This window comes from Bordetella genomosp. 7 (assembly GCF_002261415.1).
Taxonomy (GTDB): domain Bacteria; phylum Pseudomonadota; class Gammaproteobacteria; order Burkholderiales; family Burkholderiaceae_B; genus Bordetella_A.
On sequence record NZ_NEVI01000014.1, the window covers coordinates 86344 to 101942 of the forward strand.

General features: G+C 65.9%; 15 protein-coding genes. 4 read left to right on the forward strand and 11 right to left on the reverse strand.

The genetic code is table 11. The features are described from left to right. Positions 1-270: 270 nt before the first annotated feature. From CAL18_RS07350 to CAL18_RS07360, 3 genes are all read right to left on the reverse strand, one after another. The gene (locus CAL18_RS07350) at positions 271-1689 is read right to left on the reverse strand and encodes a dihydrolipoyl dehydrogenase (protein WP_026637887.1); all 1419 of its coding nucleotides are present in this window, start codon (positions 1687-1689) and stop codon (positions 271-273) included. A 107-nt stretch (positions 1690-1796) separates the two neighbouring features. Then, positions 1797-2525, reverse strand: coding sequence for a glutathione peroxidase (locus CAL18_RS07355; protein ID WP_026637888.1), 729 nt, complete (start codon positions 2523-2525; stop codon positions 1797-1799). Between the two features lie 119 nt (positions 2526-2644). Next, positions 2645-2848 (reverse strand): heavy-metal-associated domain-containing protein, encoded by a 204-nt coding sequence (locus tag CAL18_RS07360; RefSeq protein ID WP_026637889.1) that lies wholly within the window; start codon positions 2846-2848, stop codon positions 2645-2647. A 182-nt stretch (positions 2849-3030) separates the two neighbouring features. Between CAL18_RS07360 and CAL18_RS07365 the strand changes: the two genes are divergently transcribed. Both CAL18_RS07365 and cueR read left to right on the forward strand, forming a co-directional pair. Next, positions 3031-5328: a heavy metal translocating P-type ATPase gene (locus CAL18_RS07365; protein ID WP_094817620.1), complete on the forward strand. Its 2298-nt coding sequence runs from the start codon at positions 3031-3033 to the stop codon at positions 5326-5328. After that, complete coding sequence (cueR, locus tag CAL18_RS07370) at positions 5325-5720, forward strand: Cu(I)-responsive transcriptional regulator (RefSeq protein WP_094796593.1); 396 nt, start codon at positions 5325-5327, stop codon at positions 5718-5720. The genes CAL18_RS07365 and cueR overlap by 4 nt, the downstream gene beginning before the upstream one ends. 60 nt (positions 5721-5780) lie before the next feature. Here the strand turns inward: cueR and rlmD are convergent, their stop codons facing one another. From rlmD to surE, 7 genes are all read right to left on the reverse strand, one after another. After that, positions 5781-7187, reverse strand: coding sequence for a 23S rRNA (uracil(1939)-C(5))-methyltransferase RlmD (rlmD, locus tag CAL18_RS07375; RefSeq protein WP_094817621.1), 1407 nt, complete (start codon positions 7185-7187; stop codon positions 5781-5783). A gap of 71 nt (positions 7188-7258) precedes the next feature. Continuing rightward, the gene (locus CAL18_RS07380) at positions 7259-8008 is read right to left on the reverse strand and encodes a TorF family putative porin (protein ID WP_026637893.1); all 750 of its coding nucleotides are present in this window, start codon (positions 8006-8008) and stop codon (positions 7259-7261) included. A 332-nt stretch (positions 8009-8340) separates the two neighbouring features. Then, positions 8341-8952: a hypothetical protein gene (locus CAL18_RS07385; protein WP_094817622.1), complete on the reverse strand. Its 612-nt coding sequence runs from the start codon at positions 8950-8952 to the stop codon at positions 8341-8343. Between the two features lie 101 nt (positions 8953-9053). After that, positions 9054-9836 (reverse strand): 3'-5' exonuclease, encoded by a 783-nt coding sequence (locus tag CAL18_RS07390; RefSeq protein ID WP_026637895.1) that lies wholly within the window; start codon positions 9834-9836, stop codon positions 9054-9056. After that, a complete protein-coding gene (locus CAL18_RS07395; RefSeq protein WP_094817623.1) occupies positions 9833-10687 on the reverse strand; it encodes a peptidoglycan DD-metalloendopeptidase family protein in 855 nt (284 codons plus the stop codon). The genes CAL18_RS07390 and CAL18_RS07395 overlap by 4 nt, the downstream gene beginning before the upstream one ends. A gap of 17 nt (positions 10688-10704) precedes the next feature. Continuing rightward, positions 10705-11520: a protein-L-isoaspartate(D-aspartate) O-methyltransferase gene (locus CAL18_RS07400; RefSeq protein ID WP_249278386.1), complete on the reverse strand. Its 816-nt coding sequence runs from the start codon at positions 11518-11520 to the stop codon at positions 10705-10707. Further along, positions 11505-12263: a 5'/3'-nucleotidase SurE gene (surE, locus tag CAL18_RS07405; protein ID WP_026637898.1), complete on the reverse strand. Its 759-nt coding sequence runs from the start codon at positions 12261-12263 to the stop codon at positions 11505-11507. Before surE ends, CAL18_RS07400 begins: the two co-directional genes overlap by 16 nt. A gap of 202 nt (positions 12264-12465) precedes the next feature. Between surE and plsY the strand changes: the two genes are divergently transcribed. Beyond that, complete coding sequence (gene plsY / locus CAL18_RS07410; RefSeq protein ID WP_026637899.1) at positions 12466-13107, forward strand: glycerol-3-phosphate 1-O-acyltransferase PlsY; 642 nt, start codon at positions 12466-12468, stop codon at positions 13105-13107. On the opposite strand, the gene tsaD is transcribed toward plsY, so the two are convergent. Continuing rightward, positions 13104-14156, reverse strand: a complete 1053-nt coding sequence (gene tsaD, locus CAL18_RS07415) for a tRNA (adenosine(37)-N6)-threonylcarbamoyltransferase complex transferase subunit TsaD (protein ID WP_094817624.1) — start codon at positions 14154-14156, stop codon at positions 13104-13106. The two genes, plsY and tsaD, sit on opposite strands and share 4 nt — an antisense overlap. 75 nt (positions 14157-14231) lie before the next feature. On the opposite strand from tsaD, the gene CAL18_RS07420 reads away from it, so the two are divergent. Beyond that, positions 14232-15524 (forward strand): NCS2 family permease, encoded by a 1293-nt coding sequence (locus CAL18_RS07420; RefSeq protein WP_026637901.1) that lies wholly within the window; start codon positions 14232-14234, stop codon positions 15522-15524. Positions 15525-15599 lie beyond the last annotated feature (75 nt).

Genomic DNA, 15599 nt, shown 5'->3' on the forward strand with positions numbered 1-15599 from the left:
TCACCCAACATCCAGCCCATACACCAAACCGGTGTCTGACTCCCAAAGGGTGTCAGACACCCCCCCGCATCACCCAACATCCAGCCCATACACCAAACCGGTGTCTGACTCCCAAAGGGTGTCAGACACCCCCCCGCATCACCCAACATCCAGCCATACACCAAACCGGTGTCTGACTCCCGAAGGGTGTCAGACACCCCCCGCACATCACCCAACATCCCAGCCCGCAAAGGATGTCAGACACCTGCCTACCGTGCCGCGGCGGGTGTTTCAGGCTGCGCGCTTTTCTGCCGTGCGGGCCTGTTCAAGGCGCGCGGCGGCGTCGCGCAGCGCTGTGCGCAGGCCCTCTTCCACCACGGGATGATAGAAGGGCATGTCGAGCATCTGGCCGATGGTCATGCGCTGCTGCACGGACCACGCCAGTAAATGACCCATGTGCTCGGCAGCCGGGCCGACCATTTCCGCCCCCAGGAACACGCCCGATTCGATGTCGGCGTACACGTGCAGCATGCCCTTGTTTTTGAGCATGACGCGCGAGCGTCCCTGGTCGCCGAAATCGACCTCGCCGGTCACGAAGCTGCCCGATGCCAGGCGTGCATAAGGCGTGCCGACCACGGCGATCTGCGGGTCCGAGAACACCACGGCCAGGGGCGCGCGCCGCAAGCCGGGCTGCACGTCGGGAAAGCGCGCCGCATTCATGCCCGCGATGCGTCCTTCATCGGCCGCCTCGTGCAAGAGCGGCACGTCGGCGTTGGCATCGCCCGCGATGAAAATGGGCGACTGCCCGGCCTGCAGGGTGTCGCGATTGAACAGCGGCACACCGCGCGCGTCCAGCTCGATGCTGGTCTGGTGCAGATCCAGCCCGTCGACATTGGGCTTGCGCCCGGTGGCCACCAGGGCGTAGTCGAAGTATTCGGTCTTTTCGGTGTTGTCCAGGGCGAGAAAGCGCACTTCCACCTGATCGCCAACCCGCGCTGTAGACAGGACGCGCGCGTCCGGATCCAGGTAGAACTCGTCCTGGAAGACACGGCGCGCGCGCTGGCGCACGTCGGGGTCGCTGATGCCGCCCAGGCTGCCGCTGACGCCGAATACCCGCACCCGCACGCCCAGGCGCGCCAGGGCCTGGCCCAGCTCGAGCCCTATGACGCCGGGACCGAACACAGCGACGCTGCGCGGCAGGTCCTGCCAGGCGAACACATCGTCATTGATCACCATGCGGTCGCCCAGCGCCGCGAACGAGGCGGGCACAGAAGGCCGTGAACCGGTGGCTATGACTACATTGCCGGCCTGGATCTCGATGGCGTCATCCACACGCAGCACCGTATCGGACACGAAACGGGCATAACCGGCGACCTTGTCCTGCGCCGGGATGTTCTCGACGCCTTGCAGGACAAAGCCGACAAAGCGATCGCGCTCGCGCCGGACGCGGTCCATGACTTCGCGCCCGTCGACACGCACGGCGCCGTCAATATGCACGCCGAACGCCTTGGCATGCGCCGCACCGTGCGCGGCTTCGGCCGCGGCGATCAACAGTTTGGAAGGCATGCAGCCCACGCGTGCGCAGGTGGTGCCATAGGGGCCGCCCTCGATAAGCAGCGCGCGCTTGCCGGCGCCGCGCGCCGCGCGATATGCCGCCAGGCCCGCAGTGCCCGCGCCGATGACGGCGACGTCGGTATGCAGTGATTTCATGAGTATTCCGTGCTGTGCCGGTGCCGCCGTACAGGCGGCAACCAAAGATAAGGCATGCCTGGCGCGCCTTGCGGCGGCCAGGTAAGCAGGCCCGCGTTGCGCCGGCCTCAGGCCAGATGAGCCTTCAGGTCTTCCAGGCCGCCCACCAGCGAGCCATTGATGAACACCTGGGGCGCAGTGCCCTTGCCCGATACGGCGCCGATGACGCGGCCCCGCACTTTGTGCTCGAGGGGAATCTCGATGGGATCGAAACCCTTCTCGACGAGCAACTGCTTGGCCTCGACGCAGAACGGGCAGCCCGGCTTGGAAAACACCACGGCCTGGTCGGGCTTCTTGGCGTTGGGGGCGATGTACGCCAGCATCGTGTCGGCGTCCGATACTTCAAACGGGTCGCCTTCTTTCTGCGGCTCGATGAACATCTTCTGCACGACGCCATCTTTTACCAGCATCGAATAGCGCCAGCTGCGCTTGCCGAAGCCCAGGTCGCGCTTGTCCACCAGCATGCCCATGCCTTCGGTGAAATCGCCGTTGCCGTCGGGCAGCAGCGTGATATTGGCGGATTCCTGGTCTTTGGCCCACTCGTTCATGACGAAGGTGTCATTGACCGATACGCAGATAATGTCGTCCACGCCGGCGGCACGGAACGTCGACGCCAGTTCGTTGTAGCGCGGCAAATGGGTGGACGAGCAAGTGGGCGTAAAAGCGCCCGGCAACGAAAAGACCACTACGGTCTTGTTCTTGAACAGATCGTCGGTAGTTACCTGTTTCCAGTCATTGCCCTGGCGTACGGGGAAAGTTACGTCAGGGACGCGCTGGCCTTCACGATTCTGCAACATCAATTCATCTCCTAGAGGTCGGTGGCCTCACCACCATGGAAGAGATGATAAATAGCCACTATCAATATATCAAATTTAATTATTAAACATAATCAATAGCTAAACACTATCAATACTCGCTATTCGATGATCTGTACCTCATATCCCGCATCGACGATCGCCGCGCGTACAGGTTCCATCGACGGCGCGCCTTGCACACTTACGCGTTTGCTGGACAGATCTGCGGTGACCTGCGCACCGGGCGCCGCCTGTTGCACGGCCTGGGTAATAGCCGACACACAGTGACCGCAGGACATGTCGGGAACATTGAATTCGAAGGCCATGAAAGCTCCTTGAGACAGTTTGACGTGGCCGGGCCGCGGATGGCCCGCCGGCTCTTCAGTACATGAGATGCCCAGCCTATACCTTCCCATGATGGGAAGGTCAACCGTATAATTCGCTGTTGACCTTCCCATCATGGGAAGGATGACACTATTGCTGTGTACATGCCCTGCCGGAGCCCTGCATGACTTCCCCTGCCACCCTGCACACCGAACTCGCCATCGAAGGCATGACCTGCGCCTCTTGCGTCAAGCGCGTCGAAAAGGCGCTTGCGGCGGTACCTGGCGTGGGAGCGGCCCATGTCAACCTGGCGACCGAACGTGCCCAGGTGCAGCACGGGCGCGATGCCGATGCGCAGGCGCTGGTGGCGGCAGTGACCCGCTTGGGTTATGCGGCGCGACCTGTTACGGCCGGCGACGACACGGCCGCGATGCAAGAACAGGCCCGCACCGACGAGGCGCGCGAACTGCGCCGCGCTTTCCTGATTGCCTTGGTGCTGACCCTGCCGGTTTTTGTGCTGGAAATGGGCGGGCACGCAGTTCCGGCGCTGCATCACTGGGTGGCCGCCACCCTAGGCACGCGCAACAGCTGGCTGCTGCAGTTTGTCTTGACGACCCTGGTGCTGGCCTGGCCGGGCCGCGTGTTCTTTATCAAGGGGCTGGCCGCGTTGGGGCGCCTAGCCCCCGAGATGAACTCGCTCGTTGCGCTGGGCGCCGGGGCCGCCTGGGCGTATTCCAGCGTGGCCACCTTCATGCCGCAATGGCTGCCCGACAACGCGCGACACGTGTACTTCGAGGCCGCCGCGGTGATCGTGACCCTGATCCTGCTGGGGCGCATGCTCGAGGCTCGCGCCAAAGGGCGCACCGGCGCGGCCATCAAGCGCCTGGTGGGACTGCAGCCGCGCACCGCCCGCGTAATGCGCGGCGAGCAGCCGCAGGACGTGCCCATCGAACAGGTGCGCCGCGGCGAACTCGTGCTGGTGCGTCCAGGCGAAAAAATTCCCATCGACGGCGACATCATCGAAGGCAATTCCTACATCGACGAATCGATGCTGACCGGCGAACCCATGCCGGTCGAGAAAGGCGCCGGCATGCGCGCCACCGGCGGCACGTTGAATACCTCGGGCAGCTTCACGATGCGCGTAACGCATACGGGCGCCGACACCATGCTGGCGCGCATCATCCGCATGGTGCAGGCAGCCCAGGGGGCCAGGCTGCCCATCCAGGCGCTGGTCGATCAGGTCACGGCCTGGTTCGTGCCCGCGGTCATGGCGACCGCCCTCCTGACCTTCCTTGCCTGGCTGGCCTGGGGGCCAGCGCCAGCGCTCACGCACGCGCTTGTCAATGCGGTTGCCGTGCTGATCATTGCGTGCCCGTGCGCGATGGGCCTGGCCACGCCGACGTCGATCATGGTGGGCACAGGGCGCGGCGCGGACATGGGCGTATTGTTCCGCCAGGGCGACGCGCTGCAATCGTTGCGCGACGTAGACATCGTGGCCTTCGACAAGACCGGCACGCTGACACTGGGCAAACCGGTGCTTACAGACCTGCACGCCGCGCCGGGTTTTGACGCCGAGCAGGTATTGAGCTGGCTGGCGGCGGTGCAGCAGCGATCCGAACACCCCATCGCACGGGCCATCGTGCAGGCCGCCGGCGAACGCCGGGTGCCCACGCTGCGCGCCTCGGAATTCCACGCCGTGACGGGCGCCGGCGTGCGAGCCACCGTCGAGGGCCGCAGCATCATTGCCGGAGCGGCGCGACTGATGCGCCAGGAAAACGTCGACGCGTCGATGTTCGCTGACCTGGCGGCGCAGTGGGGCGAAGCCGGCAAGACGCCCGTATATGTGGCAATCGATGGCGCCGCGGCCACGTTGCTGGCCGTGAGCGATCCGCTCAAGCCCTCTGCTGTCGAGGCGATTGCCGCCCTGCACGCGATGGGCATCCAGACTGCCATGATCACCGGCGACAACGCCTCGACCGCCCGGGCCGTGGCGCGCCAGCTGGACATCGACGAGGTGCGGGCCGAAGTGCTGCCCGATGGCAAAGTGCAAGCCATCGATGCGCTGCGTACGGGCGGCAAGCGGCTGGCGTTCGTGGGCGACGGCATCAACGACGCGCCTGCGCTGGCGGCTGCCGATATCGGCATCGCGATCGGCACGGGCACCGACGTGGCCATCGAAGCGGCGTCGGTCGTGCTGATGGCCGATGACCTGCGCGGCGTACCCGATGCAATCGGGCTGAGCCGCGCGACGCTGGCCAATATCCGTCAGAACCTGTTCTGGGCCTTTGCCTACAACGCGGCCTTGATACCCGTGGCCGCGGGTGCGCTGTATCCCGCCTTCGGCCTGCAACTGTCGCCCATGTTTGCCGCGGGCGCCATGGCGCTGTCGAGCGTGTTCGTGCTGGGCAACGCGCTGCGCCTGCGCGGTTACGGCGCCGCCGCACGCGGGCGGGCGCAGCACGCAACGGAGCCACGGGCATGAATATCGGACAAGCCGCGAAAGCCTGCGGCATTTCTGCCAAGATGATCCGCTATTACGAGAGCATCGGCCTTATCGGACCGGCCACCCGCACCGAGTCGGGCTACCGGGTGTACGGCGATGCCGACCTGCATACGCTGCGCTTCATCCGGCGAGCCCGCGACCTGGGATTCTCGGTGGAACAGATGCATGAACTGCTGGCCTTGTGGCGTGACCGCAACCGCGCCAGCGCCGACGTCAAGCGCATCGCCCTGGACCACGTGGCGGGCCTGGAACGCAAGGCGGCCGAGCTGCAGCAAATGGCCGACACATTGCGCCACCTGGCGCAGCACTGCCATGGCGATGGCCGGCCCACCTGCCCCATCATCGACGAGCTGGGCGGCCCCGCCGCCTGACCGGGCGGCGGGGCCGCCGCTGGCGGCGCCTGCTTACCCGGAAAGGAACCTGATACAGGCCTAGACGCCGGCCGCCTCGGATTCCGCTTCGGATTCCGCTTCGGATTCCGCCTTGCTGCGCGCCCGTTGCTGGGCCGCCAGCACCTCGTGGGCGGGCAAGGATTCGAACACCGCGATGGACTCGACATGGCCGGTGTGCGGGAACATGTTGATCACGCCCGCGCTCTTGAGCGCATACCCGCCCTCGTGGACCATGATGGCCGCATCCCGGGCCAGCGTGGCGGGGTTGCACGACACGTAGACAATGCGGTGCGGGCGCTCGTCCGGGCCGAGCACGGCCAGCGCCCGCGCCACGGCCTGCGCGCCTTCGCGCGGCGGGTCGATGAGCATGCGATCGAAGTGACCCAGCCCGCGCAGCCACGCCACATCCACCTCGAACAAGTTGAGTGTGGCGAAGCGGGTGCGTTCGGACAGGCCGTGCCGGCGGGCGGCGTCCAACGCACGGTCGGTAAGCGCCTTGCTGCCCTCTACACCCACCACTTCCCGCGCACGCGTGGCCAGCGGCAGGGTGAAGTTGCCCAGCCCGCAGAACAGATCGGCCACCCGGTCGCCGGGCTGCGTGCCAAGCAGGTTGAGCGCGCGCGACACCATCGCGCGGTTGATGGCATGGTTGACCTGCGTAAAGTCGGTGGGGCGATACGGCATGCGCAGGCCGAACTCGGGCATCGTGTAAGCCAGCGTATCCGCATGGGCGGGATCAAGCGGGTGCACCGTGTCGGGCCCCTTGGGTTGCAGCCACCACTGGACATCGTAGCGTTCGGCAAACTGCCGCAGCACCGCGATGTCGGCATCCACGAGCGGCTCGAGGTGGCGCAGCACCAATACCGTGACGCCCTCGCCCAGCGACACTTCAATTTGCGGCAGGCGGGTGGGCACGGACATCTGCGCGATCATGCCGCGCAATGGCATCAACAGATCGCTGACGTGGGGCGGCAGGACGTGGCATTCGCGCATATCGGCCACGTAACTGCTCTTGCGTTCGTGAAACCCAACCAGCACTCCGCCCTTCTTGGGCACGACGCGTACCGACAGGCGGGCGCGATATCGATAGCCCCACGTGGGCCCGTGCAGCGGCGCCAGCATGCGCGCCGGCCGCAACCGGCCTACGTGCCAGAAAGTGTCTTCCAGGGCGCGTTGCTTGATGGCCACTTGCGCGCTGGGTTCCAGGTGCTGCATGGCACAGCCGCCGCACACGCCGAAATGCGGGCAGCGCGGCGCTACCCGCAGCGGTGACGGGCGCAGGACATCCTGGACGCGGGCGATTTCATACGACGGCTTGCGCCTGACGGTTTCTGCAGTGACGCGCTCGCCGGGCAATGCGCCTTCGACAAATATGGCTTTGCCATCGCGGTGGGCGATTCCCCGGGCCTCCAGGTCCAGGGATTCGATATTCAGTACTTCGGCCATCTTGGGTAAGTCCAGGCTGATTCGGGCAACCGGGCATTGTAAAAGAAGCCGAAGTGCTGCGCGCGCGACGTCTAGAAGCTGCGGCTGACGGAGAACACCGCGCCCAGCCGCCCCGACGGGTGGCCGTTCTTGGTGGGCAGCCAGTTGTCTTCGCTCGCCCCTACGGCGGCCAGCCCCAGTACCCAGCCATTGAGGTCTTTGGTGACCCCCAGCTTGTAGTCCACATAATGGCCGATGGAATCGCCATCCATGTTCTGCTGCTTCTTCAGCTTCTGGTAGCCCACGTGCGCCACCAGGCCCCAGCCTTCGCCCAGGTCGAAATTGGCGGTGCCGTCCAGATACCACGTGCCCTTCGTGTCGGGCGTGCTGAAGAAATCGCTTGGCGTGTACGAATACTTCAGCGAGTAAGAGCCGTAGCTGAGCCCGACGTACAGATCCGTGTTGTTGTAGTTGCCGCCCTTGGGCGACGAGGAACCGGGGTAGTAGTAATAGAGGGCGCCTACGTCAAGGCCGATTCCGTGCCCCACCTCGCCCTTCCAGCCTCCGTAGAAGTCCATTTCCAGGTTGCCTTCCGGAAACACGTAGTCGGACACATTCGAGTTCCAGTTGCCCACATAAAAGCCCGAACTGTGGGACAGATCGAAACCCACCTGCACGGCGGGACGGAAGTTGGTCTGCGAGTATCCGCGGAAACGGTAGTCGTTGACGATGGTGGCGTTGCCGCTGAGCGAGAAGCCCGCGCCCAGGTCGGTTTCGGCGTATGAAGTGGCGGCGAATGCGGCGCAAAGCGCCAGAGGCAAGGCAAGCAGCGTGCGTTTCATGGATGCGTATCCTGTGCGGAAAGGTCCGGAACGCCGGCGGGACTGCCGGTCTGGTGTTTCCGTGGCGCCCCGGTGAAGCGCCACTGGCCCTGTTCACAAAGCACCTTTCATGCCAACTCCGGACATGCTGCATGCGCCGTGTCGCCAGGCTTGCCGCAGCGCTGCCATGCACCGTATCGGGGCTGCACGCACATTCTCGGAGCAATCCGCCGGCCGGGCTTGCGCCGGTCCGGGGCATGCCGCCAGATGCCGGCCTCGCGCGAAAAAAAAGCGGCCCATAGGGCCGCCCGCCGGCAGGTGCTGCGCGTCTGCGCAGCACACCCGCGTGCACGTCAGTTGGCCGGCGCCGCGCTGGCCGCAGCAGGCTGCGCGGCAGAGCGCTCTTGCCTCTTGGCCTGCCTTTCCTGCATCTTGGCGATGCGCTGCTGCATCTTGTCGTGACGCGCCTTGACCCATTCGGCCACCTGCTTGCGTTGGCCATCGTTCAGGGTATCCCAGGCGGCCAGCCACTTGCCTTGAACCTCGCCGGCCTGCTGGCGGAATTGCTCGCGGCCTTCATCGGCGCTGGCCACGAGCGCCCGGGGGTCAAGCTTGCCATCAGCCAGCTGGCTCTTGAGCAGGTCGTGACGCTGGGCGCCGGCCTCGCGCATGGATTTGCGCAGCGCATCCTGGGACTGCCGGGCGGCATCAAAAGCAGACTTCTGGCTGGCGTCGAGCTTCAGCGCTTCAACCTGCTTCTTGGAAAGCGGGCCGACACCGGGGATCATGAATCCATCCTTGTACATGCCGAAATGGTGATGGCCATGTTTGCCGCCGCGATGGTGGCGCTGGTCATGGCGCGCGCCGTCGGCATCGGGCGCCGCGAACGCAGGAGCGGTGAAGCCTGCGGCGGCCATGGCCAGGCCAAGGGCGGCAAGCGTAGAACGGATCGCGATTCGGGACATAAAGGTCTCCTTCAAGTAGAACGCGAGACCATTGTCCGGCCGGGCCGGTTTCATGCGGGTTACTGGCAGCCCGCCCGATATTTCAGTTGGTTGCGGCCGCCCTAGCCGCCCGCGTTCCAGGCCGCCAGGTACTCGCGCCAGTGCGCGGCCTGGCTGCTCGCGAGGGTGTCGCGTACCAGCTGGACTTCGGCCTGGTATGCGTCGGCGTCGAGTTCGCCGCGCAGGAAACGGAAGCGGCAGTACACCAGCCAGGTGTTGACCACGTCGGTTTCACAGTAGGCGCGGATCTCGTCGGCCTTGCCCTGCTGCCATGCGGGCCACACCTGGCTGCCATCCATGCCCAGCTTGCCCGGAAAACCGCACAGCTTGGCCAATTCATCGAGCGGAGCATTGGCGCGGCCGTTGTACTTGGCCAGCAAGTCCATCAGGTCGATGTGGCGGTTGTGATATCGGCCCAGATAGTTGTTGAACTTGAACTCGCGGTCGTCTTCACCGGTATCCCAGTAGCGCGGGGCGGGCACGCCGTGGATCAGGCTGCGATAGTGCAGCACCGGCAGGTCGAAGCCCGAACCGTTCCAGCTGACCAGGCGCGGGGTGTAGCGTTCGATGGTCTTGAAAAACAGGCCGAGCAGCGTGGCCTCGGAGTCGCCCGGCTGGCCGAGTGTCTTGACGCGAAACCCCTGGTCGTCGCGGAACACGCAGCCGATGACGGCCACGCGCTGCAGGTGCAGGGGCAGGAAATCGTGTCCCACCGTGTCGCGGCGCGCCTGGAAGGCGCGTTCTGCAACTTCGGCGTCGGGAACTTCGGGACCCCAGCCGTTCAGCTTGCGCAGCCCGTCGACATCAGGCAGCGTTTCGAGGTCGAACACGAGCGTGGGCGTCATCGGGGCGGCAGATATTGCAGCGGGTCGACAGGCGTGCCCTGGCGGCGAATCTCGAAATGCAGGCGGGGCGACGTGGTGTCGCTCTGGCCGACTTCGGCGATCTTGGCGCCGCGCTTGACGGTTTGCCCGGTCTTGACCAGCAGCGTCTGGTTGTGCGCGTAGGCGGTGATGAAACCGTTCTGGTGGTTGATGATGATGAGATTGCCCAGGCCGCGCACGCCGTTGCCGCTGTACATGACCTTGCCGTCGGCCGCGGCGGCCACCGGATCGCCGAGCGAACCGCCGATGTCGATGCCTTTGGTGCTGCTGCTGAACGCTTGCAGGATGGGGCCGCTTGCCGGCCAGCCCCAGCTGATGAGGCTGGCGTCCGACGCGCGCGGCGGCGTGGGCACCGCGGCCGGTGCCTCGGCAGGCGGCGTAGCGGTGGCGGGCGGCTCGGGCTGGTCCAGCGGAACCGGCTTGGGCTCGGCGGGCACGGCAGGGGTGACCGGCGTGGCGGGCGGCGTGCTGGCGCCAGCCGCGCCGCCGGACAATTTCAGCACCTGCCCCACCGACAACTGGTTGGCGTCGCTGATGTTATTCCAGCGCTTGATCTCATCGATTCCCAGGTTATGCGCCCGGGCAATCTGGTATAGCGTGTCGCCCGGCTTGACGACATACGTGCCGCCCGGCTGCACCGACGCGGGTGGCTGGTTCGAGAGATCGACGACCGGGGCGCGGTTCTTGTTGACCGAGCACCCGGCCAGCAGTGCCAGGCTGAACATACCCGCCAGCCGCGCGGTTCGCGGCAAGCGCGCGGCGCGAACCGCGGGATAAGAAAGTTCGGTCAGTGGCAACTGCCCGTTGAGCATGTGTTTCTCCTGGTAGCTCAAGATTGTATTCCGGCCCTGAGCGGGACGAAGCGGACGGCTTCGAGCTCGGTGCGCTTCCAGCTGGCGGCGCCCGTACGTTCGATGAGCACCAGCCGCTGGCTGGATCCGCCTTCGGGTGCGATCAGACGGCCGCCCATCGCCAGCTGCGTCAGCAACGCCTGAGGGATGGACAGCCCGGCCGCAGCCACAACAATAGCATCGAAAGGCGCGGCGCCGGGCAGGCCCAGCATGCCGTCGCCATGGACCAGCCGTACGCGCGTGGTCAGCCGCAAGGCGCGCAGATGGGTGCGGGCCAGTTCGAACAGACCCCGGATGCGCTCGATGGCGTGCACATCGCGCACGAACTGCGCGAGTACCGCGGCTTGATAACCGCAACCTGCGCCGACCTCGAGCACGCGCGTGGGCGTACGGTCTTCGCAGGCGGCGGCGATCATGCGCGCCACCACCCAGGGCTGTGAAATTGTCTGAGAATGGCCGATAGGCAACGCGGCGTCTTCATAGGCCCGGCTGGCCAACGCCTCGTCGACGAAAATGTGGCGCGGCACGGCGGCCATGGCATTGAGTACGCGCTCATCGCTGATGCCCTGGCTGCGCAGACGCTGCACCATGGCATGGCGCAGGCGGTCGGAGTTCAACCCCAGGTTGCCGCCCTGCCCTGCTGCCCCGCCGGCTGGCGCAGGCCGCGCCAGCGTGGGGGGCGAGATGCGGGTATTGCTGTTGGCCGCGGTAATGCCGGGCGCAAGCGCCGTAGATCCATACTGGGCCTGGCGCGGACGCGGCGCGGCGCCGGGAGGTGTCACTGGCTTGCGCATAGCGGTTCCGCCCATTGCCGAACTTCGTCGAGCTGGCTGTGCTGTGTCAGGTCCAGGCGCAACGGGGTGATAGACACCGCGCCCTGCGTCACGGCATGAAAGTCGGTGCCGGGCGCGGCATCAGCGGCCAGGCCCACGCGGCCGATCCAATACACCGTATCTCCGTAAGGCGTGGTGGTGCGCACCACCGGCTCGGACGGATGGCGCTTGCCCAGCCGCGTGACCTCGATGCCGCTGATGGCCTCGTACGGCAGGCTGGGGATATTGACATTGAGCAGCAGGGGCGCGGCCAGGCGTTGGGCGATCTGCCTTTCAACGATCTGGCGCGCAATGCGGGCGGCCGCGTCAATGTGTTGCCAGCCCTTTTCGACCAGCGAGAACGCGATGGCCGGGATGCCGAACAGGTATCCCTCGGCCGCAGCGGCCACGGTGCCGGAATACAGGGTGTCGTCGCCCATATTGGCGCCGTTGTTGATACCCGACACCACCAGGTCGGGGCGGGCGTCCATGAGGCCCGTGAGCGCAACGTGTACACAATCGGAAGGCGTTCCGTTGACACACACAAAGCCGTTGGCGGCGGTGCGCACGGTGAGCGGGCGATTCAGCGTAAGCGAATTCGAGGCGCCGCTGTGATTGGTTTCGGGCGCCACGACAGTCAGTTCGCCCAGCCCCTGCAGGGCCTGAACCAGGGCTTCCAGGCCTGGCGCCGTATAGCCATCGTCGTTAGAAACCAGAATCCGCATTGTGCATCCAGAAGAAAGCGCACTCATTGAAACGCGACCGATTGTACCGCCGTAATGCTGCCGGCCAGTGTCCGGAACACCACGGGAGCCGGGCCGCAGTCTGGCCTTATGGATAACCCGCAGACGCCGCCGCGGGCTGCGCGGTAGAATCCGCAGCCACGAGCTCTATGCGAGCGATCAGCTATCAAAACGGACTTCAGTCATGGTGCAGACAGCCCCTTCGTTCTTCTTCAGCGCGGCGCTTGTCGCCCTGGCCTACCTGATCGGGTCCATCCCCTTCGCGGTGGTGGTCAGCAAGCTGATGGGCCTGAAAGACCCGCGCAGCTACGGCTCGAAGAACCCTGGCGCCACCAATGTGCTGCGCTCGGGCAGCAAGGCCGCGGCCGCGCTGACACTCGTGGGCGATGCCGCCAAGGGCTGGTTTGCACTGTGGCTGGCGCAGGCGCTGGCGCCGGGCCTGACCTGGAACGCCTTCGCCATGGTGGCGCTGGCCGCCTTTCTGGGCCATCTGTACCCGGTGTTCCTGGGCTTTCGGGGTGGCAAGGGCGTCGCGACCGCCCTGGGCATCCTGCTGGCCATCCATCCCGGCCTGGCGCTGGCAACCGCGGCCACCTGGGTGATCGTGGCGGTATTCACCCGCTATTCGTCGCTGGCCGCCCTGGTGGCCGCGTTTTTCGCGCCCGTGTACTACCTGTTCGGTTCCGGCGTGGCCTGGTACGCCCAGGCGCCCATCGGCGTGGCGCTGGGCGTCATTACCATTTTGCTGTTCTACCGGCATCGCGCCAATATTGCACGGCTGATGGCCGGCACCGAAAGCCGCATCGGCAGCCGCAAAAAAGCCTAGCGCGCGGGGGCCGCGTCCGCGCCAATGTCGGCCAGGTCCCAGCGGGGCCGCACGGTAAACGCGTGCTGGCCGGGGCACAGCGTGGCCAGGCCCGCCTTGACCCGCTCGGCCGCGGCAAAGGCGATCATGGCGCCATTGTCGGTGCACAGTGACAGCGGCGGGAAATAGGCGCGTGCGCCCAAGAGCTTCAAAGCGCGCGCGAGCTGTTCGCGCAACTGTTCGTTGGCGCCCACCCCCCCGGCCACCACCAGGCGCTTCAGCCCCGTCTGCTTGAGCGCGCGCGCGGACTTGGCCACCAGCACTTCAACGATCGCCGCCTGCGTGGCCGCCGCCAGGTCGGCGCGCGCGGCATCATCCAGGCCCCCGTCGCGCTCGGCCTCTTTTACCCGCGTCAGGACGGCGGTTTTCAGGCCGCTGAAGCTGAAGTCCAGGTCGCCGCTGTGCAGCATGGGGCGCGGCAGGACGAAACGCTGCGCATTGCCGTGGGACGCCAGGCGCGCCAGCGCCGGCCCGCCGGGGTACCCCAGGCCCAGCAGCTTGGCCGACTTGTCGAACGCCTCGCCCGCCGCGTCATCCAGGGTTTCGCCCAGCAAGGCGTAGCGGCCCACGCCGTCCACACGCATCAGCTGCGTATGGCCGCCCGACACCAGCAGCGCCACAAAAGGGAAATCGGGGCGCGGATCATCCAGCAGAGGCGACAGCAAATGCCCTTCCAGGTGATGAATGGGAATGGCAGGCAGTCCGCGGGCCCAGGCAAATGCCTGCGCCACACTGGCGCCGACCAGCAAGGCCCCGGCCAGGCCCGGCCCGGCCGTGTAGGCCACCGCGTCGACATCCTGCAGGCCCAGGCCCGCATCGGCCAGCACCTGGCGGGCCAGCGGCACTGTGCGGCGGATATGGTCGCGCGAGGCGAGCTCGGGCACCACGCCGCCGTATTCCTGATGCATGGCGATCTGGGTATGTAGCGCGTGCGAGAGCAAACCGCGTTCGGTGCACACGGCCGCCACGCCGGTTTCATCACACGAACTTTCAAAGCCTAGGATGATCATGGCAGGAAGTTTACATCTGGTGCGAAAATGGCGGCTTTCTAACACCGCGCCTACCAATTACCGGGGAACCGAAAAATGCTGGAGAAGCTATTCAAACTGCGCGAGCACGGTACCAATGCCCGTACCGAGATCGTCGCCGGCCTGACGACATTCCTGACGATGTCCTACATCATCTTCGTCAATCCGGATATCTTGTCGTCAACCGGCATGGACCGTAATGCCGTGTTTGTCGCCACATGCCTGGCCGCCGCGCTGGGCACTCTGATCATGGCGCTGGTGGCCAACTGGCCCATCGGGATGGCGCCTGGCATGGGCCTGAATGCCTTCTTCGCGTTCACCGTGGTCAAGACCATGGGCTATACCTGGGAACAGGCGCTGGGCGCAGTGTTCATCTCCGGCGTGATCTTCCTGCTGCTTACCGTTACCGGCGCGCGCGGATGGCTGATCAAGGGCATTCCGCATTCGCTGCGCAGCGCCATCGCGGCCGGCATCGGGCTGTTCCTGGCCATTATCGCGCTGTCCAACGCCGGTATCGTGGTGGCGCATCCGGCTACCAAGGTAACCTTGGGCGACCTGCGCGGCCACGGCCCGCTGTTCGCCATTCTGGGGTTCTTCATCATCGCAGCGCTGGACGCATTGCGCGTGCGCGGAGCCATCCTGATCGGCATCCTGGCCGTCACGCTGCTGTCGATGGCCCTGGGCTACAACGAATTCCACGGCGTCTTCTCGTCGCCGCCCAGCCTGGCGCCCACGTTCATGCAACTGGACATCATGGGCGCCCTGCACACGGGCTTCGTGCACGTGATCCTGGTGTTCGTGCTGGTTGAAGTCTTCGACGCCACCGGCACGCTGATGGGCGTGGCCAAGCGGGCAGGCCTGGTGCCCGAAGACCGCCCCAACCGCCTGGGCCGCGCGCTCTTCGCAGACAGCACCGCCATCGTGGCCGGCTCCGTGCTGGGCACCAGCAGCACGACCGCATATGTCGAAAGCGCCTCGGGCGTACAAGCCGGCGGCCGCACCGGCCTGACGGCACTGGTGGTCGGCGTGCTGTTCCTGGCCGCACTGTTCATTTCGCCGCTTGCCGGCTCGGTGCCCGCCTACGCCACGGCGCCCGCCCTGCTCTATGTGGCAGGCCTGATGATGCGCGAGCTGATCGATATCGACTGGAACGAAGTGTCCGAAGCCACTCCCGCGGCTTTGACGGCGCTGATCATGCCATTCACCTATTCGATCGCCAACGGGCTGGCCTTCGGGTTCATCAGCTACGTCGTGCTCAAGACCTGCACCGGCCGCGCCCGCGAAGTCCATGCCGCCACGTGGCTGGTGGCCGCGCTGTTCGTCATACGGTACGCATTCTTCCCCGAGTGACGGATAGAGCATGAAGCGGGTGCATCTCGCTGCGGGAACCGGTCTCGGTGTCTGACACCCTTCGGGAGTCAGACA

Bases quoted from the DNA above. Each gene is read 5' to 3' on its own strand.
- CAL18_RS07350 (WP_026637887.1), bottom strand. From the start codon at position 1,689: ATGAAATCACTGCATACCGACGTCGCCGTCATCGGCGCGGGCACTGCG.
- CAL18_RS07355 (WP_026637888.1), bottom strand. From the start codon at position 2,525: ATGTTGCAGAATCGTGAAGGCCAGCGCGTCCCTGACGTAACTTTCCCC.
- CAL18_RS07360 (WP_026637889.1), bottom strand. From the start codon at position 2,848: ATGGCCTTCGAATTCAATGTTCCCGACATGTCCTGCGGTCACTGTGTG.
- CAL18_RS07365 (WP_094817620.1), top strand. From the start codon at position 3,031: ATGACTTCCCCTGCCACCCTGCACACCGAACTCGCCATCGAAGGCATG.
- cueR (WP_094796593.1), top strand. From the start codon at position 5,325: ATGAATATCGGACAAGCCGCGAAAGCCTGCGGCATTTCTGCCAAGATG.
- rlmD (WP_094817621.1), bottom strand. From the start codon at position 7,187: ATGGCCGAAGTACTGAATATCGAATCCCTGGACCTGGAGGCCCGGGGA.
- CAL18_RS07380 (WP_026637893.1), bottom strand. From the start codon at position 8,008: ATGAAACGCACGCTGCTTGCCTTGCCTCTGGCGCTTTGCGCCGCATTC.
- CAL18_RS07385 (WP_094817622.1), bottom strand. From the start codon at position 8,952: ATGTCCCGAATCGCGATCCGTTCTACGCTTGCCGCCCTTGGCCTGGCC.
- CAL18_RS07390 (WP_026637895.1), bottom strand. From the start codon at position 9,836: ATGACGCCCACGCTCGTGTTCGACCTCGAAACGCTGCCTGATGTCGAC.
- CAL18_RS07395 (WP_094817623.1), bottom strand. From the start codon at position 10,687: ATGCTCAACGGGCAGTTGCCACTGACCGAACTTTCTTATCCCGCGGTT.
- CAL18_RS07400 (WP_249278386.1), bottom strand. From the start codon at position 11,520: ATGCGCAAGCCAGTGACACCTCCCGGCGCCGCGCCGCGTCCGCGCCAG.
- surE (WP_026637898.1), bottom strand. From the start codon at position 12,263: ATGCGGATTCTGGTTTCTAACGACGATGGCTATACGGCGCCAGGCCTG.
- plsY (WP_026637899.1), top strand. From the start codon at position 12,466: ATGGTGCAGACAGCCCCTTCGTTCTTCTTCAGCGCGGCGCTTGTCGCC.
- tsaD (WP_094817624.1), bottom strand. From the start codon at position 14,156: ATGATCATCCTAGGCTTTGAAAGTTCGTGTGATGAAACCGGCGTGGCG.
- CAL18_RS07420 (WP_026637901.1), top strand. From the start codon at position 14,232: ATGCTGGAGAAGCTATTCAAACTGCGCGAGCACGGTACCAATGCCCGT.